Origin of the sequence: Winkia neuii subsp. neuii DSM 8576 (genome assembly GCF_000420405.1) — a bacterium.
Taxonomy (GTDB): domain Bacteria; phylum Actinomycetota; class Actinomycetes; order Actinomycetales; family Actinomycetaceae; genus Winkia; species Winkia neuii.
The window spans coordinates 140,270-164,823 of sequence record NZ_ATUW01000006.1 but is presented as its reverse complement, the minus strand read 5'-3'; the positions used below and the strand labels follow the sequence as shown (position 1 = coordinate 164,823).

The following is a 24,554-nucleotide window of genomic DNA, read 5'->3' as shown; positions in this document are numbered from 1 at the left end:
GGTTACTCACGTGTTACTCACCCGTTCGCCACTCTCACCAAAAGTGCAAGCACCAATGGATCCCGTTCGACTTGCATGTGTTAAGCACGCCGCCAGCGTTCGTCCTGAGCCAGGATCAAACTCTCCAAACAAAAACATTCAGAAAACACCCAAAAAAGGGCAATCCCAACCAAAAAAACAAAAAACAGACTCACACAACCAAAAAAGAAGTGCAAAGCCCACACGCAAAAAAGAGCAAAAAACAAAAACACACTATCGAGAACAAAAACAACCCCACCACACCAAACAACCAACCAAAACAGCCAGCCACCTGGGGGCCCGTCTCGCCGGCTCCTGTCCGGCGCAACGAGAAATACTTTAGGCAGGTGCGCCCCTCAAACGCAAACTATTTTGCGGTGACGCTGCCCACATATCCCCGCTTTATACCAAGAGCCTTGCAATAGTGCGGAAAAGTATTTCGCGGAAAATAGTTTCGTCAACGCCTTTATGGAAAAACGTTGCCGCCCACACATTTTGCAATGTGGGGCGGCCAACAAATCGATTAATTGCAGCTCACTTCTGTTCGTAGAAAGGGTAATCCGTATATCCCTCAGCACCTTTTGCATAGAAAGTGGACTGGACCGGCTCGTTGAGTTCCAGCCCCTCGCGCCAGCGCTTCGCTAGATCCGGATTAGCTAGGGCAGCCCGCCCCACCCCTACCGCATCCGCGTAACCGGCGGCAACAATTTTCAGGGCTTCCTCGACTGTAGTGACCGTGTCGAAGCCGTTGTTCAATACCAGACCACAGCCAGACTCATTCCGAATTTTTTGTACTAAATCAGAACTCGGGTCGCGGTAGATCACATCCAAAAATGCGAGCCCCTCTTTTTCTACGGCCAAGGCATATTCCGCGTAAGTGGCCATGGTAGCTTCGCGATCGGCCTCGATGACTCCTTGCACATCATGCTCCGGAGACAGGCGCACCCCGACCCTATCCGCACCGATCGCCTCGGAAACAGCCTGGGTGACCTCGATAGCGAAACGTGCCCTCTTCTTCGGGGAACCACCGTATGCATCAGAACGCTTATTAGTAGTAGGGGCGAAGAACTGATGTATCAGATACCCGTTCGCCCCATGTAACTGCACCCCGTCCATCCCGGCAGCGATCGCGTTCTTGGCAGCCTGAACAAAATCGTCAATAACAGATTTCACCTCGGCTGCAGACAGCCCCTGCGGCGCAGGCGGCACCACCTTGCCGGACTTTACCCGCACCGGCCCATCTAGCGGCACATCGGATGCAGATACAGTTCGCCCGGTGCCCGTGATCTCGGGGTGGGAAACCCGCCCGCCGTGCATGAGTTGCAAAACGATTACGCCTCCGCGCTCATGCACCGCCTCGGTTACCTTCTTCCACCCCTCAATCTGTTCCCGATTAGCAATGCCGGGCTGGCCATACCAGGTACGCCCCTCCAAAGTGGGCCAGGTCCCCTCCGCGACAATCATGCCCAGGGAAGCGCGCTGGGAATAGTAGTCGGCGAGTAGCGGCCCGGGAACGCCCTCGTCACCCGTACGTAAACGGGTAAGGGGAGCCATAACAAGCCTGTTTTTTAGTTTTAGGGCCCCCAAAGTAAGCGGGGTGAAAAGTGGTGCGGTATCGAGCATAAAAACCTCCTGCCGGTATTTTGGAGCACCAGCGTAAACACTTCCTTAACTTCTTCCAAAATCAACGTATTTACTACATTTATCTCACATAGAGAACTGCACAGTTAGCCCAAGCCCCCAAGTGCGGCCTTGTACTGCACAAACAGGTATTTGCATCCCGAAGAAAAATGTGCGAAATGTTTACTAAAGATCCCCATCTAAATGGTCGAATGGAGTAAATCGGTGACCACAAAACCACAAATAACCCCTCCCGCGTGGTCCATGGCAGTAACTGGCATGGTTTCGGTACAAATTGGTTCCGCCCTATCTGTCGGTTTGATCGACCGCTACAGCGCAGGCGGGGTTGCCTGGATGCGCCTTGTGGCTGGCACAATTATTTTTTGGATCATAGCTAGGCCTCCACTACGAGCAATACGCAAGAAAGACGTCCTCCCCCTAATAGGCCTCGGCCTGGCCACCGGCTCGATGACCACACTATTCATCTTGGCCTTGCCCTATATAAATCTGGGAACAGCCGTGGCAATCGAATATTTGGGACCGCTTACGGTGGCGGCGATGCGCTCTCGCTCACTGAAACCTGTGGGATGGCTATTTTTGGCATTCGCGGGCGTTATAGCCATGACTCAACCCTGGTCCAGCGCTTTCAACCTAACAGGCGTCCTAATGGCAGCCTGCGCCGGGGTGTGCTGGGGTACCTACATTTTGCTAACCCAGAAAATAGGTGACCGTTTTACTGGCCTAAGTGCACTGACGATTACGGTACCCATCGCCTCGTTAGTTGCAGGGGCAGTTGGCGCACGGGCGATCATCAGCCACTTCGATCTGCAGATGGTCGCTTTTGCCTTCGGTATCGCACTTTTACACCCGGTGATCCCCTTTGCAGTCGAAATGATGGCCCTGCGGCGGATGAATCCGACGGCCTTCGGTACCCTCACCTCCCTTGAACCTGCGGTGAGCATAATTATCGGCGTAATAATACTCGGCCAAATTCCCAACTGGCTACAGGCTCTAGGCGTAGTCGTAGTAGTCATTGCGGGGGCTGGTTCACAACAAAATGCTGCGCGCGATCCCGAGGCCTCGACCAAACAAAATGTTACCGAACTGCTAGCAGACGAAAATGCGCTGATGCCTAAAAAGAAAAGTCGCCTACATTTGCCCAAAAAGCCTCATCTTCGCAGGCAGAAACGAAAAGATGATTAAGGCCACCAGAGCTACGAAATAGACGCGGAGACGTTTAGACTTTAACCGCAGATAAAGTTTTTCGGAATGAGGTATTGATGGCGTCTGTCGCAGAAAATATTGTCGCCAGCTTAAAAGCTAGCGGTGTTTCAAAGGTATGGGGCGTAGCAGGGGATTCTTTGAACGCGCTTACCGATGCTATCCGTCTTACCGACGGAATTGGTTGGGTTCCGGTTCGCCACGAGGAGGCCGGCGCTTTCGCCGCCGGTGCTGAAGCTGCCGTCACTGGCAAGCTCGCAGTAACAGTTGGCTCTTGCGGTCCGGGAAACCTTCACCTAATTAACGGTTTATTTGACGCTAACCGGTCCCGCCAACCCGTCCTGGCTATCGCCGCTCACATTCCACACGACGAAATTGGCGGCCAGTACTTCCAGGAAACCCATCCCGAGAACCTGTTCCAGGAATGCTCTGTGTACTGCGAATTGGTTTCTAATCCAGCACAAATGCCGCGTATCCTGCGGGTTGCAATGCGCGCCGCCCTCGACAAAAAAGGTGTCGCCGTGCTGGTCATTCCCGGCAATATTTTGCAGGCTGAGGTAAAGGGCGGCCCCGAAGCTGTGTACCACTCCCCCACCCGCGCCATTCCCGCTGAGGAAAGCCTCGAGAAGGCTGCCGAAATCCTGAATCACTCCAAGAAGGTTTCGATTTTGGCCGGGGCCGGTTGCGAGGGCGCACACGACGAGTTGGTGTCTTTGGCGGAGGCCTTGCAGGCTCCAATGGTGCACACCATGCGCGGTAAAGAATGGGTTGCCTATGACAATCCCTATGACGTGGGCATGACCGGGTTGTTGGGGTTTACTTCCGGCTACAACGCCATGACCGAGTGCGACACTCTGCTAATGCTCGGCGCCGACCTTCCCTACAGGCAGTTCTATCCCAAGAACGCTAAGGTTATTCAGGTAGACATTGCCGGAGATCATATCGGCCGTCGCACCAAAGTGGATGTACCGCTCGTGGGCACGGTAAAAGACACCGCTCCCGAACTAGAAAAGCTCATCAAGATTGGCCGGTCCTCCAAGCACTTGAAGAAGATGCAAAAGGATTACAAGGAAGCAACTAAGGATTTGATGTCCCTAGCTAAGCCTTCCCGCGGCAAGATTCACCCTCAATACCTCGCAGAGCTTCTGAATCGCTACGCAGACGACGATGCCGTCTTTGTCCCGGATGTAGGCTCCCCGGTCATCTGGGCTGCCCGCTACATTGACGTGAACGGCAAGCGCCGCATTATCGGCTCGTTCAACCATGGCTCTATGGCAAATGGACTTCCCATGGGGATGGGGGCGCAGGCTGCCTACCCGGATCGCCAGGTTATTTCCATGTCTGGCGACGGCGGTCTTTCGATGCTGATGGGTGATCTGCTCACGCTGAAGCAAGATGGACTACCAGTTAAGATCGTCGTCTTCAACAATTCCTCACTGAACTTCGTAGAGCTGGAAATGAAGTCGGCTGGTTTCGTGAACTACGCTACCGACCTGTCCGATCCGAATTTTGCGAATATCGCCGAGGCCTGCGACATTAAGGGATACCGTGTCGAAAAGGCTAAGGATCTGGAGAAGACAGTGAAGGAATTCTTGGCCCACAAGGGCCCGGCCATCCTTGACGTAGTAACAGATCGGCAGGAGCTTACTATTCCGCCGTCTATCGACCTTGATCAGATGAAGGGATTTAGCCTCTACGCCATGCGCACTGTTCTTTCGGGTCGCGGCGCAGAGCTTATCGATATGGCTAAGACCAACATTAGGCAGCTGCCGAACCTGTTCTAGATTGAAGGGCTCGTTGGTGTGGGGGCGTCCTGCGTTGCAGGACGCCCCCACACCTATAAACCGCCTGGTAACTGGGTTATTGCCCACCCATTCCGGTGGTAGCAAAGCCCTTGACGATTTGGCGTTGGAACAAGATAAAGACGATTACCAGCGGCAGGGCACCAATTACAGCACTTGCCATCCCCTGTGCATACTGGACGCCATAGGCATTCTTGACCGTTCCCAAGCCCACTGGAATGGTCATCAGCTTTGGCGAGTTGGTAATGATAAATGGCCACAAAAAGTTGTTCCAGCAGCCAATAAAGACGAAGATCGCAACAGCCACGATTATTGATCTAGATAGCGGCAATATTATCGAAGTGAGGATCTTCATTCTTGAAGCTCCCTCCAATCTTGCGGATTCCTCTAGCTCAAGCGGCAGTTGGTCGAAAAAGTTCTTAAGCACAATCACCATCAGCGGCGCCACTACCTGTGGCAGTGCTACACCGGCGAGAGTATCGGTCAGCTTCAGGAACTTCATTTGCTCAAACAAGGGAACAATTAGGATCTGAGGTGGCACCATGATTGCTGCGACAGTTAGTCCGTAGCAAAACTTTTTTCCTGGAAAGGTAGCCCTCGAGAATACGTAGGCTGCTGGTACGGAAATTAGCAGGGTAATCACAGTAACTACAGTGGCGACGACTAGAGAATTCCACAGCCAAAGGGGGATGTCCCCGCCTCGAAATACCGCAAGATAATTGTCTAAAGTCCAGCCTTTTGAAGGCCAGAAGGCAAGTGGAGCGGCCGAAGCATCGGCCTCGTGTTTCAGCGACAGCTGTAGTGCGAACAATACCGGGATTGCCCAGGCCAGTGCCGCAACCGCCAACGCTGCGAAGGCGCCAATTCGTACTCCCTTGTTATTGCCGAGGAGAAGAGAACGGGCTTTGGCATTGTCGGCTGCTCGCTCCTGGCGACTAGCGCCCCGTTTGCTCAAGGAACTGCCCTTTGGTGTAGACAAACTTTCAGTAGTGCTCATTTCTGCTCCTGCCTACTGTGGCTAACCGCTACCATCTGGAAGAGGGATATGCCTACGACGATGGCAAAAAAGATGTACGAAACCGCTGAGGCGTATCCGACCCTGTAGCCACTAAAGCCCACGTCGTATATGTACTGGATTATTGAACGCGTGGCTCCATCAGGGCCTCCCGCGGTAAGCAGGAATATTTGGTCGAACACTTTCAGCGATGCAAGTATCTGTAGCAAAATGACCATCACCGTTGTAGGCCTGACGATGGGTAAAGTCACTGACACTAGCCGGCGCCATGGGCCTGCCCCGTCGATTTGGGCCGCTTCGTATACCTGATCGGGAATATTTTGAAGGGCCGACAAGTACAACAAAAAGTTGAATCCGACGGTCCACCACACAGTAGTCAGAGCAATAGCCCACATCGCTACGTGCTTATCACTCAACCAACCTATCTGGGCAACATTCAGATGTTGCAGTATCCCATTGATGAAGCCGAAATCATTGGCAAACATTACGCCCCACATTGCAGTCACTACAGAAACTGGCAGTAAGTAGGGGGTGAAAAAACTCAGGCGCCATAGCCACTGCCCGGGTAGCCCGGCAACTACCAGGTATGCCAAGAGGAATGACACAACAATCAAAGGCACAGTAGAAATGACCGTGAAGAACACGGTATTGCCCAGACTCTGCCACATCTCGGGTGCCGTCAGTGCCTCAACATAGTTTGCTAGCCCAACGAATTCTGAGTGCCTCGCCGCCAGTGATTGGTTTGTAAAACTCATCCAAACCCCCCACAGGATCGGCACTATAAGAAAAAGCGCAAACAAGACCATGTAGGGAAGGACAAACCAACCTGCTCCCTTCGAGGCGAGTTTCGAATGCGGCCTCATCATGCCTCCTAATTCGTGGGATTCGGCTGTTTAGCAATTGCGGTTACGGTGTCGAGCAGGTTCTCTACCGCGCGCTTAGGCTCTACAGAGCCCCTGAACCCTTCGATAAGATGCTGACATACTCGATTCTGAAAATCTGTGCCCGCACCTGCGTACCAGACCGGCGGATCAAATACGACAGTCTGCGCAGCCTGCGAATACTCGTTTTGCAACTCCAAGCCCTTGTAACCGGGCTTTTTCTGCGAAGGAAGATAACCGGGAATGTGTCCAGCGCTGCCCCACCTGTCACCAAGCTTCAGCATTGAGGCAACAAACTCGTAAGTCTTCTTTTTCAGGGTCTCGTTCATACGCCTATTAGTTGGAAATACGTAGGTGTGAGAATCTGCGTAGTTAGCAGGATGGCCAAACATGGTTGGCATTGGGGAGGCGGCTAATGCAGGCACATTTTCTCGAAAGCCGTTCAATTCCCACACTCCAGAAAGAATCATCGCATTTCTTCCCCCGTCGAATGCAGAGAGCCCTCCGGCGTAATCTTGGTCTGCTGCCATGCATTTTCCATCCATCCAGTGACGGATGGCCTGCACCACAACAGCCGCCTTGTCCACGTCTAGTTCAGCTTTTGTACCTGCCTCAAAGTTGTATTCCCCGCCCGTCTGGTTATAGAGCCCCCAAAACAGCCGCCAAGCTTGCGCCGTATCTAGCAAGTAGCCGAATGCTATGCCAGCGCCACCCACAATTTCGCCCATCTTTACTCCTGCTTCGTACATCGCCTCTGCAGAGTCAATGGCTAAGCTTCCATCGGAGCGAAGCACCCCTGCTTTATCCGCTACATCACGGTCATAAAAAGTAATAAAAGGGTGGGTATCCAGCGGTATCGCGAATTGTTTGCCGGCATACTGGCCAGCACTAAATAGCGCCTCCGTAAACTTGGTTGAATCTACTCCAAACTCTTCAAATAAGGCCATGTCCCAGGGCTCTATCAGGCCTCCTGGCGCGAATCCCGGCATGCGGGAAACATGCATGATAGCAGTAGACGGTGGCGCCTCCGAAGAAGCTGCCATCGCAAGTTTCGTGTAATAGGGATTTCCCCAGCTCAAGGTGGTGGGCTCAATTTTTAGAGAGGGGTTATGCTCCATTATCGAAGCGATCATAGACCTGGTATTTTCACCGTCGGCTCCGCTAAATAGGTCCCAAACGGCAACACTGTCCTGTACCCGCCTATTAGCTGAGCAGCCGGATAGCCCCAGCGAGGAAGTAACGCCTCCGAGCCCCAGTCCGAGCAGAGCCAAAGCGCTCCCCTGTAGAAAGGAGCGTCGAGTCATTCCCAATTCGTGCCGCAAATGCTTTTGCGCCATGGCTTACCATGTCACCTTCCTGGTCATCTTTGACCGGCGTGAAGGAATAGAATTTAAAAACTAATTCTCACGTGAGAGTATTGCACTATGAACCAGGCAGGTCAAATAATTAATTAGCCAGGCTCGCCCGACGCAAACTGTCGCACGGCCTGCAGGCCCTCGCCAATAGGAGCATAGTTGAGAGCAAAAAGAGCGACTATAAAAGACGTTGCTGTGCACGCAAAAGTGTCTTGGAAGACCGTTTCTAACGTAGTGCACGGACGGACGTGTGTACGCCCTCAAACCCGAGAGAGGGTGCTAAAAGCAATAGAGGAGTTAGGTTACGTCCCCAACCATTCTGCTCGCGACATTCGCGGCAGTTCAACTCGGACTATTGCCTTGGTAATTCCCCATCTAACTAATCCGTATTTTGCTGAACTAGCAGAAACCTTCCACTATCTCGCCCACGAGGCCGACTACACCGTAGAGATAGCCCTGAGCGGGGCCCGCGGTGAAATAGAGCGCAAGTATGCTGAGGGAAAACTGTCGCATTCAGTCGATGCTCTGATCATGTCACCCATGCTTGCTGAAACAAGCAGACTTCTTAGCCACCACCATGAAATTCCAGTTGTATTACTGGGCGAGGCGGTAGTAGAGAACGGTCCAGTTAGCCATGTTTCGATCGACAACACTGCCTCCGCAGTAGACCTTGTGCGGCACGTTCTAGAGCGAGGCGCACGAAAAATAGCCTTTTTGGGAGCTCAGTCGGGAGTAACTTCGACCGGATCCGAGAGATTTGCAGGAGTGCGCGCCGCCCTACTATTTTCCCAAGGCCAACTAGACGGGGACCTGTTCATTACCACTGAAAAGTGGACTAGGTCGGAAGGCTACAGCCAAACCATGAGACTACTGGAGCAGGCAGATGGCGCCCCTGCCGTTGACGCCGTAATCGCCGCGAACGATCTACTTGCCTTGGGAGCTCTGCGCGCATTTGCTGAGCGAGGCATAAAAGTAGGCAAAGACGTACTAGTAGCAAGCTGGGACAATATCCCGGAAGCTCACTTTTCAACGCCATCGCTAACTACCATTGCTCCCAATCTGACTTGCCTCGCCTCTGCAGCCCTTTACGCGGCCGTAAAAGATGATGCTTTCAAAAGGGACGCGCTCATGGCTTCAACTTCTACGGTCGGGACCAATCTGGAGCTTGTGGTCCCCCACGAACTGAAGATTCGCGAATCCACATTCCCACGTTGAAATAAATGCCCAGAAGGTGTTGACTGGGGGTATCTTAAACAACGAAGTTAGGACACCATGACTGGCTCTTCCGAGATAGCTGATTTTGCTTCCATACGGTCACTAACTGCAAGGGCAGATGAGCTCGCTGCCCTACTAGATCCTCCCCGTACGAATAAAACCGTTCCCAAACCAGAACACCCGCGTCCCACCTTGGCCCGTAGCCTTTGGATTAACCTGAACGGCGAATGGGAATTTGAAATTGATCCATCAGACTCTGGCCGTGAACGGGGACTTCTGCAAAGGAAGCTCTCAGGAACCATTACGGTGCCTTTTGCTCCAGAATCGAAATTGTCTGGAGTAGAAAACAGAGATTTCATGGAGGCGGTCTGGTATCGCAAAAAGGTAACTATCCCCAGCTCGTGGAAAGCTACCGAGTTACGCCCAATCTTGCACTTTGGAGCAGTCGACCACGACGCTACTGTCTGGGTAAACGGCACCGAGGTCGCGCGCCACCGGGGCGGTTTCACGCCCTTCAGCGCAGATCTAAACGGAATCGTCAGCGGCGGACAGACGGCAGAAATAGTTGTGAGAGCCCGCGACAGCCGCATAGCCCCGCAGGCCCGGGGGAAACAGGCGACTTGGTACGATTCCACTCACTGTCAGTACACGCGCACAACTGGCATCTGGCAGACAGTATGGCTCGAGGCCGTGCCTCACGTCCACATTCGTTCCCTTCGGATCTTTCCGTCAGTAGAAAACGAAAGTTTCAACTTTGTAGTTCCCATATCGGCAAACGCCCCCGGCCTCACCTTAAAAATAGAGATCGCCAACCCCGGGGCAGCGGTTATTGCCCGTCGTCGCGTTGCTGTGAGGGCGGACTTATCCGCCCAACTCGAGATTGCTATCCCCAAAGAACACGTGCGCCTGTGGGAAGTTGGCAATCCCCAACTATATTCCGTTAGCGCCCAATTAATAGACGACGCTGGCCGACCTCTTGACCGCGTCAGTTCTTACTGTGGTCTCCGTTCGACAGCACTACACGGACAAAGATTCTTGCTTAACGGCAAGAAGACTTTCCAACGCCTGGTACTGGATCAAGGTTATTGGCCAGACTCGCTAATGACCGCACCTTGCGACGCAGCTATAAAACGGGACATTAGAATCGCCCTGGCTGCCGGTTTCAATGGAGCGCGATTACACCAGAAAGTTTTCGAAGAGCGGATGCTATTTTGGGCAGATTTGCACGGATACCTGCTCTGGGGTGAATTCGGGGATTGGGGGGTATCCGGACGCGGCCCACTGGGCTACAACCAGGAGCCCACAGCTTCCTTCCTCACCCAGTGGACAGAAGTGCTGGAACGCGACATTTCCCACCCCTCCATAATTGGCTGGTGTCCCCTAAACGAAACCCATCAGGTTCTGCACGATCGAATCACAGTACTTGACGACGTGACCCAGGGAATGTACCAGCTAACGAAGCTCGCCGACCCAACCCGCCCTGTCCTCGACGCTTCAGGATACGCGCACAGAGTTAGAAACGCCGACATCTACGATTCACACTCCTACGAGCAGGATCCGAAAGCATTTTATAAAGAGCAATCTGGGCTCGCCGACGGCAACCCCTACATAAATCGCGTTGAATTAGCGCCCAACCAGATGCCCTTTGCCGACGGTAACTTTTCCCTCCCCTACGCTGGTCAGCCCTTTTTCATCTCGGAATTCGGAGGTATCTGGTGGAATGAGGACGAAGCACTGGCCCAGGCCCATGCCAATGACCAGACGGCCTCGTGGGGTTACGGCGATCGCGTTCGCACGCTAGAAGAGTTCTACGAACGTTTCGCCGGCCTGGTAGGCGTGCTGGCCGATATGCCACAGACTTTCGGATACTGCTACACCCAACTAACCGACGTATTCCAAGAGAAAAACGGCATTGTTGCTTTCGACCGCAGCCTCAAACTAGACGTGCAAAGGATCCGCGCAATACAAGCCAGGCCCGCCGCCTACGAAAGCTAGGCTCCCTACTTTACTTGGTCGCCCTCGCCAAGGGGCCGCAGCACGCGGCAAGGATTACCCGCCGCAACCACTCGGGCAGGAATATCTTTTGTCACAACTGAGCCAGCCCCCACAATTGCGCCCTCGCCGATACTGACTCCAGGAAGTACGCACACCTTAGCCCCTAACCACACGTTGTCCGCAAGGACAATGGGACTAGCCTTTTCTAAACCTTCCTTGCGCTGGGCCGGCAACCTCGCATGATCTGCAGTATAAAAACCACAATCGGGACCTATGAAACAATTCGAACCGATAGTGATCCCGCCCCCGTCCATGAAATAGGCATTGTGGTTAATAAATACATCGTCACCAATACGCGTTCTGGTCCCGTAATCGGCATAAACCGGCGAGAGTAACACCAGATTTCGCCCCACTTGCAAGAAAAGCTCGTCAACTACCCGGGCCCGCTCCCGCTGCTTCGACGGCGCCAGGTTATTCAATTCAAAGCACAGCTCTTCAGCGTGTGCTCGCAAAGCTAAAATCTGCTCGTCGTAATTCGCGTCGTACCATTTGCCCGCAATCATCTTCTGGTATTCGTCCATGTTTCCCCCTCCACCCCACTTTATCGATCCACGTACTCAACCCTAGAGCAGTCGCACCAGCGCCCCCCAGAACTACTTACCACCGCCATCCTTATGTCGAAGATGCGCAGCGGAAGCCCGGCTATAACCTCAGCCAGATTCCGCACGCAGGAGTAGTCGGCGGTCATTTACATAGCCCCCGAGCACTCAGTGAACGTTCGACCCGAGGAAGCGGGGCCGAATAGAAAGCTGTAGCCACTAGTGGGGTTTTGTTATCTACTGGCAGTCGACGGAAAAGTTAAAGAAAGCCGGCTATGTTGTTTCGCCAGTAATATCGGCGGCGTGACAAAGGAGATTAGATACAGCGTCGTAATGCTGAGAACGTGGAGAGTACGCACAAAGCACGTTTTAAATCTTTGCACCAACGCATGTAGTACATGTTTGTTCCTTCCACTGCCCATTGAAACAACTACGCAAGCCCTCACCTAGAAGCGGTACGTACTCAGACTTGAACTAATCGCCCAAATCGACGACGTTCTTAAGGAATAAAGATTCGCATGTATCCATTGAGAATCGCAATCACGGATCATTCTCAACGACTCTGACAATTGGATCAACAAGCCGCTCAGAGGAAATATAATCCTCAGCTTCTTTAGCTATAGCCGTAATGTCGTTCATCTGGGTTAAGACCACACTTTTCCAGCTTTTCTACATTTAAGCTTCAGATACTTTGGGAACGTGGTATTGTAAAACGCCTTCGCCGCTTCTTATGCAGGCTTCGACAGTGAAACCTCAATCTTTGCATCCCAAGCTAATCTAGGCTCATAAGTTATCGCGTCCATTTAGAGAACGGGAATCGGTTCTCCTGCCGAGGACAACGATGATGAGGGGAGTCTGCAATAAGGGCAGTATCGCCCACCGAAACTTGTATTGTTTCCGGTTCACTCGCATGGGCAGCTAGCGAACCAGGCGATACTAAGCTAATGCAACAGCACAGAAACGAGAAGCGCTTTCGATATTTTCGACTTCAATTATGTTTCCTTTCGTAGTGCCACCTTCTTTGTTGGCGGCTTGCTCAGCACGGGAAAACTGGGCTACGGCCTCCCCTTAGAGACAAGAGAATTTTCTATCCAAGATTTACCAAGCTGTACGGTTTCAGAAAATCTAGAACACCAGACCGACACGCGAATCGTACACCGAACCGCTACTCGGGCTATTGCCCCAGCGGATCGCCTGATTCAACACCATGATCGTGCCACTACGGCATTAGTTCTGTAACCTTAAGATCTATAAGCTCTTGGAGCACTTCATCCGAAAGAGCCCATGGTTTTTGCGTCGACTCAGTGAAATCGTTGCTAATAAGTGAACGCAGATTCTCAAAAGAGGTTGATTCAAGATTCTTCCATTTAGTAAAGATAATGCGCTCAATGGAGCGAGCCTCTTCTGGTTCCACTCTATTCCGAAGCAAGCACGTAGCATAGGAGGAGAACCCAAAATGGTCACTCAATTCTACGATGGCATTAATGATCCAAGATACTTCGACGCGTAACTCACGTACAATCTCTTCTCTGATAAGCCCACTCATTTTAACCCCTCCTATGCGGGAGCAACCCACTCGATTACTTTAGTTACCCAATAAGCAAGATCTGTACCTATCACTGGCGATAGTTGGTCTTGCACCGTTTGCCAAACTAGGTCCTCGTACCGAAGCAATCTTCGTAGGGTTGGACTGATATCGTAGATCACTTTTTCCACTCGCCGAGCTGGTTCTTTACCTACCCACCTTTCGACGCCTTTTACAATATCGCGTTCATGATGCAAAGCCCATTTGAGCGCCTTTTTAATAACCGCAGTTCCAGCGCTACGATCCTGCCCGTAGGACTGAGCCTTTTTGCCCCACTCGCTATTTTCAAAGGCTAATATAAGTTCTGCATATTCTTGCTCAGTTAATTTATCTGGTTTGGCTTCGCCCTGACCAATAGTACTGGGTTGATAATTAAAGGCAGGATAGGTACAAGCTTCCGCTGTTCCAGTAACAGAAATAGTCAGCAAAGCAACAATAATTGCGCTACTCAAAGCAGAAAATATGCGTTTTTCAATATTTTTCATCGCCATCCTCCTTGCTAGTCGCACAAGATAAGTGATAGTTTCCGGATTCCTTTGTTCAGGAACCTCTAAACCGACAAAACTGGGTGTCCCGACAATGCGACCTTCCGTTTTGCGTGAAATCTGTCTTTTCCTTTATAGCGGAGAATTAGTAATGCTCAATCACCCTCAAGTACTAAGTACCAACCTGCACCGGACAACGTATCAGAGAATTTCGACCCCCGCAATACATTTTGAGTACGTGCAATCCGAGTTGGTGATATGTCCTCTCGCTGGCCGTCCCTAGGCCGAATCTAATCGCACGGTGAGGAGCCAGGGTGGTGGCTACAACGCCGTCGATCTTTTCAGTGGATTTTTGTTTTCCAGGCCGGGTATACAGAGTCACGGCACAACCGTCTACTTAACGTCCGCGCTGTCCGGTGGAAAGACGAGCACGAACGCCGGGATATTAGTAGTGCTGGCGAACTCGTGTTTGCCTTAACGTAGCCAGCCTCCCGCGCGAAACCAACCACTCCAATCAAGGAAATCCTCAAACTCAGGAGACGCTCGCCACACAAGACCCGAACTGCCAAGCCCATACTATCCACGCATACCCGGACGTGGAAAACAAAACCTGCCCAACGGTACCTGGCAATAAGACTGCACTCTCTGGCACCTCAGCGGACACATCACGCGGAACATGGCCCGCACATATGGCCTGGGACATCTAGCCCTAAAACGTGAAAAATCCCGTGTCACAGGCGAGCCTATGGCACGGGACATCACACCAGTGGAGCTAGGGGGATTCGAACCCCCGACCTTCTCATTGCGAACGAGACGCGCTACCAACTGCGCCATAGCCCCTTTTGACTCGTATAGGTTAGCACTAAATGCCGAACGGTTTCCAACTGCCGCCACCAAGATCACAAAAATGCCGGCCGAGAAACCCCGACCGGCTAATGCTTGTCAGCCCTGTGCTACGAGGCGTTCGCCCTACGAGCAGCCAACATATCGTCGCCATCCATACGCACCAGCGCCGTACGGGCAACCTCGTCGGCAGTCATCGCAGCTTCGACCCTGTGCACTGTCCGCGGCCTATACGGGACTGCAACCCCCGTTGCCGGAGTATCGCCGCGCATGTGCTCGACCGCAACCGTGCGAGGCTGCACAAGCGGCTTCAACTTGTGCGTAGGCGCAGGCACGGGCATTGGAGACCAAGACATGCCGGTGGCATGTTTACGTGGGCGTTTGGCCGGCTGCGCGGTAGAACCCGCCTGCTCCTGAGCTTTAGCGTCCCGGTCTTTATTTTGCTGTTCAGCCTGAACCTCCCGAGCAGATTCCTGGCTACTTTCAGTATCAGTTTCGCCCGTATCGAACTGGATGAGCCTAGAAAGCTGACGCCAAGACTTGTTGGCCTTGGGAGCCGGTCGGTTGCTCTTCAGAGCTTCTTCCTTCAAGTGGCGAATGCGTTCCAAGTCAGCAGCGTCGCGTTTGCGGTCGGCCACCACGCTCTGTCGCGAATAGTAGAGGGCGCCTGCAACTCCCGCCGTGGGAAGCAGTGCCCACAGCAGTGAAATGACCCCGCTAGCCGCAACAATCAAAACCACAACCAGAGCCACCACCATGAGGGCGGTGACCGCCACCCTGCGTTGGGCGGCAGCATGCCTGCGGGCCACCAGCGCGGCTCGCTGGGCTCGCGCATTGACCAGTTCAGACCTGCTGTTGTTCATTTTGCCTCCTAGTTGGGGGAACAGCTTCCCGCCGTTGTCCCCCGGGCCGTGGTGCCTGACGTACCGAGTATTCAAGACCTGTAGTTTTTCGGAATAGCGATCGGATTCGTTACCCTGGCTAACTGCCATTCGCCAAAAGACGAGCTTAGGGAAAACAAACCCGAGCACGACCAGCACAAGTGCCGCGAAAACCAAACCTCCAAACTCCACACGGTTAAATCTATGAAAGAAAGAAGCAGATAGCAGTCAACTCGCCCCGCGAGCCGTATTACTCTGCAACTATTTTCCGACCACAATTATCAGCAGCCACAACTTTCACATTAGCCACAGGACTTGTGGCGATTGCGCAAAAGTAGAGCCACATATCCGGCACCCGCATCCTCGACCGTGGCCGCAAAAGAGACGTGATCCGCCCACGTGCCATCAATGCAGATGTATTTCTTGCGCAACCCCTCGTTGCGCAATCCCAGCTTGCGGGGAATTGCCAGCGAGCGCGCATTCTCGGGACGAATATTAATCTCGGCCCGATGCAAATTTAGGTCACTAAAGCAGCAATCCAAAGCCATAGCCACGGCCAAAGTCATAAGCCCCATATTCGCCCACCGCTGCGAAATCCAATACCCGATAGCGCAACTTTGCGTAGCTGCCCTGGAGATATCGGAAATAGTGAGCTGCCCCATCGGGGCTCCGTCGCCCTCGACAAGAAATGGAAGCATACGGCCTTCCAAAATCTGCCTATTACAGTTAGCCACGTACTGCGCAAAGGTGGGAGCCTGAACCCTGTATCCAACGGGAGCGCTAGCCTCCCAAGGCCCCAGCCACTCGCGTTCGCCGTAGCGTAACTCCGCCACCCGCACGTGATCCTCCTGAGTCATTTGCTTGAGCCTAAAGGTTCCCAAATTTGCGCTCGTGAGCTGTGCAAGATCAGACCCTTCAGAGACCAAATCTAAAGGCCTGCGCAGGCTTAGACGAACCCGGTCAGCCAAGGCAAACACTAGTCCAGCACCATGCAAACTAGCTCGTCGCCAGCACTTACCTCGGTTACGTCCTCGGGAACAACAGCGAGGGCGTTCGCCTCGGTAAGTTTCGAAAGCAGCAGCTGGCGCGGGTCACCGCACACTGCCGCCTGGTACCCTTCAGCTGGCGCACCACTGAGGGCCACCCGAACAAATTCGCGCTTGCCCGCCGGGGAAGCCCACCCCGAGTCGACGCGAGCAGTAACCGCATCCCGATACAAATCAGACCAACCCGCCATGGACCGCAACGCCGGCCGGACGAACACCTCGTAGCAAATCTGAGCCGTTACTGGATCGCCCGGAAGGCAGAAAATCGGGGTATCCTCAACCTTGCCAACCCCCATATGTTTTCCGGGCGCAATTGCCACAGAATCAAAACGAACCGTACCCAAAGGGGAGAGGACCTCTTTGACCGTATCGCCTGCCCCGTAAGACAATCCGCCGGTAGTGATAAGCAAATCTGCCCTCACCAGTTGGTCTTCTATAGTCTGCCGCAAAATACGATGCTCGTCTGGAACCGCATTTACTCGAAAAGTATCGGCTCCCGCATCGGCAACTGCGGCAGCAAGAGCGTGCCCATTTGCGTCAAAAACCGCCCCCGGCGAAGCAATGCGCCCAGGTTCTACAAGCTCGTCGCCAATAGACATCACCACCACACGCGGGTGCGGGTGCACGAGCACGCGCAGCCGCCCAACCCCAGCAAGCAACGCAATCTGCCGGGCCCCAATGCGTTGCCCCTCCTGCAGAACGTGCTGATAGGCTTTTACGTCGCTAGCTCGAGGGCGAATATTCTGACCAGGCAGGGCCAAATGCTTTATTTGCACATTCGACTCGTCCCGATCAGTATTTTCCAGATCGACAACCGCGTCTGCGCCGGCCGGCACCGGGGCTCCTGAAGCAATGCGCACAGCCGTATTCTCGACGACCGAAGTAGGGTCGACGTCACCGGCTCTGACCTCATCAATGACACGCAGGTAGGTGGGATCGTCTGCACCCGCCCCCGCTACGTCCACACTGCGCACCGCATACCCATCCAACGTCGACACGTCGGTAACCGGTAGATCAAAAGGTGAACTAACGTCCTCGGCTAGAACGCAGCCCACCGCGTCGGGCAATTGCACCTCTAATGGCGGCAGCGGGCCCACCTGAGCCAAGCAAGCTTCTAAATGTTGGGCGACAGTTCGCACGCGGCCTCCTAAAGTTACAGTTTCCTTAACGTTATCCGTTTTGGAGCGTCAGCCTCCGCTCGCGCGCCGAAAGCTGCAATGATAAAGACATGGATATGGAACAAAACTTCGACGCCGTTGCCGAAGAAGATATTGAAGAAGCCAAGTCCACCCTCCGCGCTAAGGTACGGGCGAAACGGAAACAGCTCACCAATGCGCAAAGAACAGAAGCAGCCGCAGGAATATTGCGGGCGGCCACCCCCCTACTAGAGCGAGCCCACACCCTTGCAGCCTACGTTCCTGTAAATTCTGAACCAGACATTATGGCTGTGGTAGATGCCGCCTGGGCAGCCCAGAAAAAGATCTTGCTTCCCCGGCTGGGGCCCAAGCTGTCGCGCACCTGGGCCTTGTACAGAGGCCGTGAAGATCTGCAGGTGCACGCTCCCGGCCGGCCTCCTGCCCCCTCGGGCGAAGTGCTAGACCCGCGGGCAATCACCCAGGCGAAAGTCCTCTTCATCCCTGCGCTTTCCATAGATCGATCCGGAAACCGACTAGGGCAGGGAGGCGGCTGGTACGACCACGTACTCGAAAATGCGGCGCCAGACGCTTGCATATGCGGGATTGTTTACAACCACGAATACGCAGATGCCGAGGACGTCCTCCCCACCGCCGGCCACGATAAAAAAGTCAACGCCGTAATAACACCCGCCGGATTGCTTTACCTAAACTGAACAGTAAATAACTAAACGGTTGCAATATTCTAAATTAGCCCATTGCCGACTACTTTTGCCCATAGCTTCACATCTAAACTAAAAGGCGAAACCTACAATTAAAGGAGAGCAAAATGCTACAGGGCTTCAAAGAATTCGTAATGCGCGGTAACGCCCTCGAATTAGCTGTTGGCGTCGTTATCGCGGGAGCGTTTTCTGCAATCGTCAACGCTATCGTCGACGGCATAATCAACCCGCTAATAGCCGGATTAGTTGGCAAACCAAACTTCGACGACGTGGCTGCCTTCCACCTGGGGTCGGCAACGGTCAAACCCGGCCTACTAATTACTGCCGTCATCAACTTTTTGCTGATAGCAGCCGCCGTCTACTTCATTATTGTTCTGCCCATGAACAAGCTGAACGAAAAGATTGCCGCCCGCCGCAAGGCAGGCGAAGAGGTCGAAGACGCTGCCATTTCCGACGAGGCCGCACTACTTACAGAAATTCGCGACCTACTGGCAACTGAACGGAATATCTCCGCCTCCTCCAGCCCCGCAGAAGGTCGGCACAGGGCAGACATCTAACAGCTAGGTATGTGTTGGGGCCTGCGGGTCCCAACACATTTTTACTGCCGCCCCCAATGGGGCGGCACGTTTTCCATAAGGCGAGCATCGTTTTCGCCAGCACCGTGGTCTTGGGAAGCGTGTGCCAACTTCACATAGTCGGGCCTGTTTGTGCCCTCGTCCCAACTGGGAGTCTTCCCTTCAGCCAGACGCCGCCTGTCGGCCTCGGAAACAAAAACTGCGCGGCGCCTCTTAGTTTTCTTCATCGGGAAGTGCCCCATTTCGCCGCGCCACATTAGCTAACACAGCATTCACCTGTGCTCCCCTGCGAACCAATTGCAACTGGGCAATCAATTCTGCGACCATCTGAGATTCAGTGCGGTCAAGCCCGTCGGAGGCAATCCACTTGGCCATTTCGTCTAACTGATCGTCGCCGTAGGCAGTGAGCGGCAGCCCGGGAGCAATCGGAGGCCGCGGGTCTTTGCGCTCCGGAACAGGCTCCACAGCTTCTCCGGCCTCGTCTACTTCGAGCTCATCTGTCTTCGCTTCCGATTGTTCCGGCGCAGGCGAGACCGCGGTTTCCCCCTGTAGGTCGTCGACCATGTCAAGCACTAGATTCAAGATCGCTTCTGCCTCAGCCTGCGGGTTCATAAACACGGCGGTCGAGTAAACCATGTAGACGCCCCACCCGAATTCACCGAGTCGAGCAGGCAGCAGCAGTTCCCGACGCCTCAAAGAGGGTTCGGAGGCATAAGCAACATTGTCTGTTAACACCGCGACTAACAATTCGTCTGGGAAAGCCGGGTGCCCAATGGCCAGCGGAATGCGCACGCCTTGCGCACTGCCCAAATTCGGCAACACGGTGAGGCCTAGCCGGTAGAGCCGCTCCGCTAAATCCACGAGCAAGCGATCGGGCTCAGATTCCTCTTCCGTTGAAAGTTGCGCCAGCTGAATCGGAGAGAGCGCCTTGCCGGATTCCTGTGCGCTCTCGATCAAATCAACTAGCATGCGGGCGCCCTCGGTAGAAAGACGCGACTTGTCCACATCCTGGGGGGCGAAGGAAGCTACCACGTCCAAATCCCCCCGCACCGCCGAAAGGGCATCCACCAGCAAGGACGGCCCGGAGGCCCCGCCAATTGCACCAAAATCGTGAAGCACCCGCCCGTGTGGAGTCTTGGCGTAGCCGACCGACAAAATAATGCGGTCGCGGCGCAACCCGGCCGCGTGTGCCGCGTCGAGGGTGACAAACGGTTCCGCACTTGCCGGATTGAAGAACGAATCTATTGCGGGTGAATCCGCAACCGCAGAAATAATTGCCTCGCGGATGCGCTGAGCGTGACGCGCATTCAAAGTGATTACAGCTAAAGACTCGTCGCTGCGCGAAAGCGCGTGTTCTATTACCAAATCGACAACAGCTTCGACCTCGTCGGCCGAAGATTCTATAGCAGAAAGCCCGGGCGCAGGCATTCCGCGACCGTCGACCAGGTGCAGTTTCAGTGCCGAGGATGCCCGGGGCACGGGAACTGCAAACACGTCCCGCCCGTAACCGTGCGAAGCTAAAAACTCCGTAACTGCTTCGTTCGAGCGCGCCAACGCAGGAGGAACCGTAATGTGGGGCAACAACTTAGCTATTTCAGCTACCGCCCCTCCGAGTTTGCGACGCACGTCCCCAGCAACCACAACCTGGCTCGCGCGGCAAATGGCCGGCAAAAGCTGAGCTACCTCAAGGCGTTCAACCCCATCGAGGACAACCACGTCAATCCTGGCCTTCGCGTCCAGCAGAGAGGCCACCTGCACGGGCGGCACAATCCTAATCGGCATCACGTAGGCAGAGATGGGATAGTCCGACAAAATCTTTGGCAGCGGCAGATCGCGGTCCGGCCCAAGCGCCTCGTATAACAACCCCGCCTGATCGCGATCGTCTAGCAGCCTGCGACGCACCTGTTGAGCGATCTTGAAGCGCGCCTGCGGTACCAGTGACCGCTCCTGTTCACGTTCCAAATTGCGCAGCTGCGTGCTGAGCCCAGCAAGCGTCTTACCGGTGTAGTGCGCGAGCCTCTCGTCTCCGGAAAGCATCACGGACAGGGCCGAAGCCCACCAGGCCAGATCCAGCTCCGCGGGGATTAGATAGTCGGGAACCTGGCGTTCGCGCAAATCGTCAACTAGTTCTTCGAGCCCCATTCCCTTAATTCGCTTGAGCACTTTAACCCGATCAGGCAGCTTTGCGGCGCCCTCTTTATCTTGGGCCAAAGCATCCATTAGGCGCACCAGATCGTCGACGGGCATCTTGGTCAGATCCCCGTGCACCGTAGAGAAGAACGGAGCAATTGCCTTCAGATCTGCCCGCAGAGCCTGGTTGACATTGATCATCTCGTCGAGCCCGCCAGGCAGTTTAGGCCAACCAGCCGTGTCGCCATGTTCTGCCCAAATGCTGCGCAAATTCTGCACCCGCGCAAGCTCTGTATGCAAGTCTTGGACCTTCACCCCCGGACGCACCATGTCGCGTGCCTGCTTTACCAGGCGCCTTCGGGTGGAGCCCTTCATATTGAGGGCGCGTTCCTTGCGCCACTCTTTAGAGGCCGTAGCAATCATCATGTCCGCGGCCGAACGCTCAAAGACCATGGGCATAAACACGTCCAGAGATTCGCGCACTCCGGACAGCAATTCTAGCTGCTCCGCCCAATCGGCCAAGTTGTGGGCCTGAGTTAGTCCAGTTTCGCGAGCTACCCGCCCAATATTTGCGCGCACCTGCGGCAGCGACTGAATAGAAATGCGTTGGACGCATTCGACTGTTTCAGCAACCGCCTCCGGAGCAGAAATAACCGCCCCGTGCCAGGGATTAGTTTGCTTGCCAGCTTTGAAAATGCCCAGTTGGGAAGCCTCTTGCAGAACTTCTCGGGCAGCAGCTGCGCCGTCCTCGGCAATCTTATCCAAACGCTCTTTAGAAAAGCGCACCCGAGTGCGCGGGCCGGAACTGCCCGCAGTTAAATCGGTGAGCACCTGCAGTGCGTCGTAGGGAGAAATACCCCAATTCGGCTCAGGCCGATGCAATGCAGCAGTATAACCCCCAAGTTTTTCGCGGACGTTGGACAGTTCGGTGCGGATTTCTTCAACCAGGTCAGCGTCCTGGGTTTTCTTAGGCTCGACTGTGATCGCGTGCCGCAGTGCCGCCTCGCCCTTACTATCCCACTCGGTACTATCTGAGAGGTCGAGTACAAGGTCGTCTAGGCCAAGTTTGCGCAGGTAGGCAACTAGTGCAGTGCCTGCGCGGCGTTCCCCCGGCACATACAAAACGCGTTTTCCGGAGGCAGCAGCGTCGATCAAAATCGCAGCAATGGTCTGAGCCCGCTCAGACGCCGGTGGGGTATCCAAAACCAGCGACCGCCCAGCGGCGACAGCGTCGAGGGCGTCGTGCTGGACCGGGTCAAGAAGCCCCACTCCTTGCTCGGTGTGCGGGTCCCGGTCAGTGCGAATCGGATCCGCCAGAGGGACCGCCAGCGCACTGCGCGCAGTGGTGTCCCCCGCCAATGCTGCAACAAGCGTAGACTCGCCGGCGCGTTCGCGGAGCTTACGCAAATCAGCTGTCAAAATATCGGCAGGCTTCACAAACACGCCAAGTGTGAGCGACTCGTACATGTCGAAACCAACCAGGTTCAACGACCCGGCCTCGCGCAAAAACCGCAGTGCGTTCAGCGGCGAAAAATCCCCGGCCTTGTCGAACTGGGAAATATCCAGACGCAATCCCTTTTGCTCCAAAGCCTGGGCCAATTCCTGATTCAGGATCAGCCCCGGGCGCAGCGTGAGCAGAATATCGTCGTCCTCGGCAAGCTGCATTGTGAGCGGACGCAGCAGAGCCGTGACAGAGTGAGCGGAAGAAGTTCCCTGGGCAGTTTCGGCCCACGAGGCCGTTCCCACCCCCAGGTGCATGGGTACCGCGCCCTGACCAGAACTGAGCTCATTTTGAGCAGCCAGAAGGTCGTGGGCGCGCATCCGCGCATGCGCCAACGCATTGGGTTCGCGCACCAAGTTCGTAAGACGCGTTGGCCGCCCAGCATAGAGCTGAGCCAGCCCCGTTGGATGGGCGGCCGAAAGCTCGAGCGTAGGTAACGAGGGCGCAGTAGAGTCCTCGCGGCGCAGCTGCTCTGTCCAATCTTGCAGTGCGGCCTCTACTAGCTCCCCACGCGAAGAGCCAGTCCTTTCTTGCCCGCGCCCCGGGCGCAGCTTAGAAAACCTGTCATTCTTGCTCACTGTTCCACCATATCCAGGACCAAACAACCCACGAGGCCGCAGCCTGCGCGCGCCTTAAAAAAGACCGCAAAATTGCCCTGGGAAAATGGCAGGGCCGCTAACGCACCTTGACGGATGCGGCTGCCACTCCGGCGGCCTCACGGGCTTCAGCGGTAGAGGTCCCCACAGCCATAGCCACTCCCATGCGCCTGTCGTTGTAAGCCTGCGGCTTGCCAAAGATGCGCACGTCCACACACGCATTGGTGCCGTTCGTTGTAGCCAGGGCCTCTTCGACGCCCTCGTAACGCGGAGAATCGGTTCGGATCTGCGACTTGATGGGAACGGATGCCCCGGGCCTGCGGATAGACACGTCCAACGGCAACCCCAAGATGGCCCTCGCCTGCAAATCGAATTCACTGTGGTACTGACTGATCATAGTAACCATGCCAGTGTCGTGAGGGCGGGGCGACAGTTCCGAGAACATGACCTCGTCGCCGGCAACGAATAGTTCCACCCCGAACACCCCTAGGGTGGGCCCCTGCCACTGCGGGGCTTCGGCCGCGAGCGCGTCCACTACTGCCTTGGCCACCTCGCGGGCCTTAGCTAGCACCTTCGGAGCCATCTGGTGAGGCTGCCAGCTTTCGACGTAGTCGCCGCGCGATTGAGTGTGCCCGATAGGGGCGCAGAAGCTAGTTTGCACCTGCCCGTGGGCGTCCAGATGACGGACCGTGAGCAGGGTTATCTCGTAGTCAAAGTTAACTTTGCTTTCGCAGATCACCCAGTCGCTTTGTGCCCGAGCATCACTTTGGGCTTTCTTCCATGCCCCTTCTACCTGCTCGGGAGCGGTTACTAGGGACTGCCCGTGTCCCGAAGACGACATTGTCGGTTTCACGAAGCAGGGGTAGCCAATTTTATTGGCTAGCTCCCCCAGCTGAGAGGCGGAATTAGCGAAGCCGTACCTTGAGGTGGCTACCCCGGCCGTTTCGGCGGCTAGAGTGCGAATGTAGCGACGGTCGAAGGTGGCTTGCACTGCAGGGGCGTTCGGCACCACCCGCACTGGGGCGAGAGTGTCTTGGCCCCGGTTTTGTTCCATCCATTCTTCCAGTACCCCGGCTGCGAGTTTTTCCACTTCGGGCACTACCAGGTCGGGTTTTACCTCGCGCAACAAGTCGCGCAGCTGGGCGGCATCAGTCATGTCTAATACGTGGCTCTGCTGAGCTACTTGCATTGCTGGTGCCTCGGGGTAGGAGTCGGCGGCCACTACAGTGCAACCGAGGCGCTGCAGCGAGATGGCCATTTCTTTACCGAGTTCGCCACTTCCGAGCAACAGTATTTTGGCGGGTAAGACGAGGGGAAAATGATTCGCGTTCATATA

At 54.8% G+C, this 24,554-nt stretch carries 19 protein-coding genes, 1 tRNA gene, 1 rRNA gene and 2 pseudogenes; 6 read left to right on the top strand and 17 right to left on the bottom strand.

Annotation, left to right across the window (positions count from 1 at the left end; translation table 11 throughout):
* Window positions 1–131 (bottom strand): 16S ribosomal RNA (locus G437_RS0107300); the annotation flags it as partial.
* Between the two features lie 421 nt (window positions 132–552).
* The gene (locus G437_RS0107290) at window positions 553–1,641 is read right to left on the bottom strand and encodes an alkene reductase (protein ID WP_024331911.1); all 1,089 of its coding nucleotides are present in this window, start codon (window positions 1,639–1,641) and stop codon (window positions 553–555) included.
* A 222-nt stretch (window positions 1,642–1,863) separates the two neighbouring features.
* Here G437_RS0107290 and G437_RS0107285 point away from each other — a divergent pair, with 222 nt between their 5' ends.
* Window positions 1,864–2,841 (top strand): EamA family transporter, encoded by a 978-nt coding sequence (locus G437_RS0107285; protein ID WP_024331910.1) that lies wholly within the window; start codon window positions 1,864–1,866, stop codon window positions 2,839–2,841.
* Between the two features lie 77 nt (window positions 2,842–2,918).
* The gene (gene poxB, locus G437_RS0107280; RefSeq protein WP_024331909.1) at window positions 2,919–4,643 is read left to right on the top strand and encodes a ubiquinone-dependent pyruvate dehydrogenase; all 1,725 of its coding nucleotides are present in this window, start codon (window positions 2,919–2,921) and stop codon (window positions 4,641–4,643) included.
* Window positions 4,644–4,719: 76 nt separating this feature from the next.
* Here the strand turns inward: poxB and G437_RS0107275 are convergent, their stop codons facing one another.
* From G437_RS0107275 to G437_RS0107265, 3 genes are all read right to left on the bottom strand, one after another.
* Window positions 4,720–5,658: a carbohydrate ABC transporter permease gene (locus G437_RS0107275; RefSeq protein WP_024331908.1), complete on the bottom strand. Its 939-nt coding sequence runs from the start codon at window positions 5,656–5,658 to the stop codon at window positions 4,720–4,722.
* Window positions 5,655–6,431: a carbohydrate ABC transporter permease gene (locus tag G437_RS0107270; RefSeq protein ID WP_231782296.1), complete on the bottom strand. Its 777-nt coding sequence runs from the start codon at window positions 6,429–6,431 to the stop codon at window positions 5,655–5,657. Before G437_RS0107270 ends, G437_RS0107275 begins: the two co-directional genes overlap by 4 nt.
* A gap of 116 nt (window positions 6,432–6,547) precedes the next feature.
* Window positions 6,548–7,894, bottom strand: coding sequence for an extracellular solute-binding protein (locus tag G437_RS0107265; protein WP_024331906.1), 1,347 nt, complete (start codon window positions 7,892–7,894; stop codon window positions 6,548–6,550).
* Between the two features lie 177 nt (window positions 7,895–8,071).
* Between G437_RS0107265 and G437_RS0107260 the strand changes: the two genes are divergently transcribed.
* Both G437_RS0107260 and G437_RS0107255 read left to right on the top strand, forming a co-directional pair.
* Window positions 8,072–9,127 (top strand): LacI family DNA-binding transcriptional regulator, encoded by a 1,056-nt coding sequence (locus tag G437_RS0107260; RefSeq protein WP_024331905.1) that lies wholly within the window; start codon window positions 8,072–8,074, stop codon window positions 9,125–9,127.
* Between the two features lie 57 nt (window positions 9,128–9,184).
* Entirely contained in the window at window positions 9,185–11,122 is a 1,938-nt protein-coding gene (locus G437_RS0107255) for a glycoside hydrolase family 2 protein (protein WP_024331904.1), read from the top strand.
* A gap of 79 nt (window positions 11,123–11,201) precedes the next feature.
* Here the strand turns inward: G437_RS0107255 and G437_RS11655 are convergent.
* The 9 genes and pseudogenes from G437_RS11655 to G437_RS0107220 all read right to left on the bottom strand — a co-directional run.
* Window positions 11,202–11,295, bottom strand: a pseudogene (locus G437_RS11655) (DapH/DapD/GlmU-related protein); the annotation flags it as partial.
* 108 nt (window positions 11,296–11,403) lie between these two features.
* Window positions 11,404–11,685, bottom strand: a pseudogene (locus tag G437_RS11650) (maltose acetyltransferase domain-containing protein); the annotation flags it as partial.
* Between the two features lie 38 nt (window positions 11,686–11,723).
* The gene (locus G437_RS11585; protein WP_231782298.1) at window positions 11,724–11,870 is read right to left on the bottom strand and encodes a hypothetical protein; all 147 of its coding nucleotides are present in this window, start codon (window positions 11,868–11,870) and stop codon (window positions 11,724–11,726) included.
* 1,070 nt (window positions 11,871–12,940) lie between these two features.
* Window positions 12,941–13,267, bottom strand: a complete 327-nt coding sequence (locus tag G437_RS0107245) for a hypothetical protein (RefSeq protein WP_024331902.1) — start codon at window positions 13,265–13,267, stop codon at window positions 12,941–12,943.
* Between the two features lie 11 nt (window positions 13,268–13,278).
* Window positions 13,279–13,791: a hypothetical protein gene (locus G437_RS0107240; RefSeq protein WP_024331901.1), complete on the bottom strand. Its 513-nt coding sequence runs from the start codon at window positions 13,789–13,791 to the stop codon at window positions 13,279–13,281.
* Between the two features lie 767 nt (window positions 13,792–14,558).
* A tRNA-Ala gene (locus tag G437_RS0107235) sits at window positions 14,559–14,631 on the bottom strand.
* A 113-nt stretch (window positions 14,632–14,744) separates the two neighbouring features.
* Window positions 14,745–15,497 (bottom strand): hypothetical protein, encoded by a 753-nt coding sequence (locus tag G437_RS0107230; RefSeq protein WP_141739475.1) that lies wholly within the window; start codon window positions 15,495–15,497, stop codon window positions 14,745–14,747.
* A gap of 320 nt (window positions 15,498–15,817) precedes the next feature.
* The gene (locus G437_RS10590; RefSeq protein WP_141739474.1) at window positions 15,818–16,372 is read right to left on the bottom strand and encodes a GNAT family N-acetyltransferase; all 555 of its coding nucleotides are present in this window, start codon (window positions 16,370–16,372) and stop codon (window positions 15,818–15,820) included.
* Window positions 16,373–16,491: 119 nt separating this feature from the next.
* Window positions 16,492–17,700: a molybdopterin molybdotransferase MoeA gene (locus G437_RS0107220; RefSeq protein ID WP_024331898.1), complete on the bottom strand. Its 1,209-nt coding sequence runs from the start codon at window positions 17,698–17,700 to the stop codon at window positions 16,492–16,494.
* Window positions 17,701–17,795: 95 nt separating this feature from the next.
* On the opposite strand from G437_RS0107220, the gene G437_RS0107215 reads away from it, so the two are divergent.
* Together G437_RS0107215 and mscL are read left to right on the top strand one after the other, a co-directional pair.
* Window positions 17,796–18,410 carry a 5-formyltetrahydrofolate cyclo-ligase gene (locus G437_RS0107215; RefSeq protein WP_024331897.1) on the top strand — a complete coding sequence of 205 codons (615 nt, stop codon included), beginning with the start codon at window positions 17,796–17,798 and terminating at the stop codon, window positions 18,408–18,410.
* Between the two features lie 113 nt (window positions 18,411–18,523).
* The gene (gene mscL, locus G437_RS0107210) at window positions 18,524–18,973 is read left to right on the top strand and encodes a large conductance mechanosensitive channel protein MscL (protein ID WP_024331896.1); all 450 of its coding nucleotides are present in this window, start codon (window positions 18,524–18,526) and stop codon (window positions 18,971–18,973) included.
* 41 nt (window positions 18,974–19,014) lie between these two features.
* On the opposite strand, the gene G437_RS0107205 is transcribed toward mscL, so the two are convergent.
* The 3 genes from G437_RS0107205 to purT all read right to left on the bottom strand — a co-directional run bounded on the left by G437_RS0107205 (window position 19,015) and on the right by purT (window position 24,551).
* The gene (locus tag G437_RS0107205; RefSeq protein WP_081638932.1) at window positions 19,015–19,218 is read right to left on the bottom strand and encodes a hypothetical protein; all 204 of its coding nucleotides are present in this window, start codon (window positions 19,216–19,218) and stop codon (window positions 19,015–19,017) included.
* Window positions 19,205–23,200 (bottom strand): hypothetical protein, encoded by a 3,996-nt coding sequence (locus tag G437_RS0107200; RefSeq protein WP_024331894.1) that lies wholly within the window; start codon window positions 23,198–23,200, stop codon window positions 19,205–19,207. The genes G437_RS0107205 and G437_RS0107200 overlap by 14 nt, the downstream gene beginning before the upstream one ends.
* A 97-nt stretch (window positions 23,201–23,297) precedes the next feature.
* A complete protein-coding gene (purT, locus tag G437_RS0107195) occupies window positions 23,298–24,551 on the bottom strand; it encodes a formate-dependent phosphoribosylglycinamide formyltransferase (protein WP_024331893.1) in 1,254 nt (417 codons plus the stop codon).
* Window positions 24,552–24,554 lie beyond the last annotated feature (3 nt).

What these genes read in the sequence shown, in the direction of transcription:
- G437_RS0107290 (WP_024331911.1), bottom strand. Translation starts at nt 1,641, where the DNA reads ATGCTCGATACCGCACCACTTTTCACCCCGCTTACTTTGGGGGCCCTA.
- poxB (WP_024331909.1), top strand. Translation starts at nt 2,919, where the DNA reads ATGGCGTCTGTCGCAGAAAATATTGTCGCCAGCTTAAAAGCTAGCGGT.
- G437_RS0107275 (WP_024331908.1), bottom strand. Translation starts at nt 5,658, where the DNA reads ATGAGCACTACTGAAAGTTTGTCTACACCAAAGGGCAGTTCCTTGAGC.
- G437_RS0107270 (WP_231782296.1), bottom strand. Translation starts at nt 6,431, where the DNA reads ATGAGTTTTACAAACCAATCACTGGCGGCGAGGCACTCAGAATTCGTT.
- G437_RS0107265 (WP_024331906.1), bottom strand. Translation starts at nt 7,894, where the DNA reads ATGGCGCAAAAGCATTTGCGGCACGAATTGGGAATGACTCGACGCTCC.
- G437_RS0107255 (WP_024331904.1), top strand. Translation starts at nt 9,185, where the DNA reads ATGACTGGCTCTTCCGAGATAGCTGATTTTGCTTCCATACGGTCACTA.
- G437_RS11585 (WP_231782298.1), bottom strand. Translation starts at nt 11,870, where the DNA reads ATGACCGCCGACTACTCCTGCGTGCGGAATCTGGCTGAGGTTATAGCC.
- G437_RS0107245 (WP_024331902.1), bottom strand. Translation starts at nt 13,267, where the DNA reads ATGAGTGGGCTTATCAGAGAAGAGATTGTACGTGAGTTACGCGTCGAA.
- G437_RS0107240 (WP_024331901.1), bottom strand. Translation starts at nt 13,791, where the DNA reads ATGAAAAATATTGAAAAACGCATATTTTCTGCTTTGAGTAGCGCAATT.
- G437_RS0107230 (WP_141739475.1), bottom strand. Translation starts at nt 15,497, where the DNA reads ATGAACAACAGCAGGTCTGAACTGGTCAATGCGCGAGCCCAGCGAGCC.
- G437_RS10590 (WP_141739474.1), bottom strand. Translation starts at nt 16,372, where the DNA reads ATGACTCAGGAGGATCACGTGCGGGTGGCGGAGTTACGCTACGGCGAA.
- G437_RS0107215 (WP_024331897.1), top strand. Translation starts at nt 17,796, where the DNA reads ATGGAACAAAACTTCGACGCCGTTGCCGAAGAAGATATTGAAGAAGCC.
- mscL (WP_024331896.1), top strand. Translation starts at nt 18,524, where the DNA reads ATGCTACAGGGCTTCAAAGAATTCGTAATGCGCGGTAACGCCCTCGAA.
- G437_RS0107205 (WP_081638932.1), bottom strand. Translation starts at nt 19,218, where the DNA reads ATGAAGAAAACTAAGAGGCGCCGCGCAGTTTTTGTTTCCGAGGCCGAC.
- purT (WP_024331893.1), bottom strand. Translation starts at nt 24,551, where the DNA reads ATGAACGCGAATCATTTTCCCCTCGTCTTACCCGCCAAAATACTGTTG.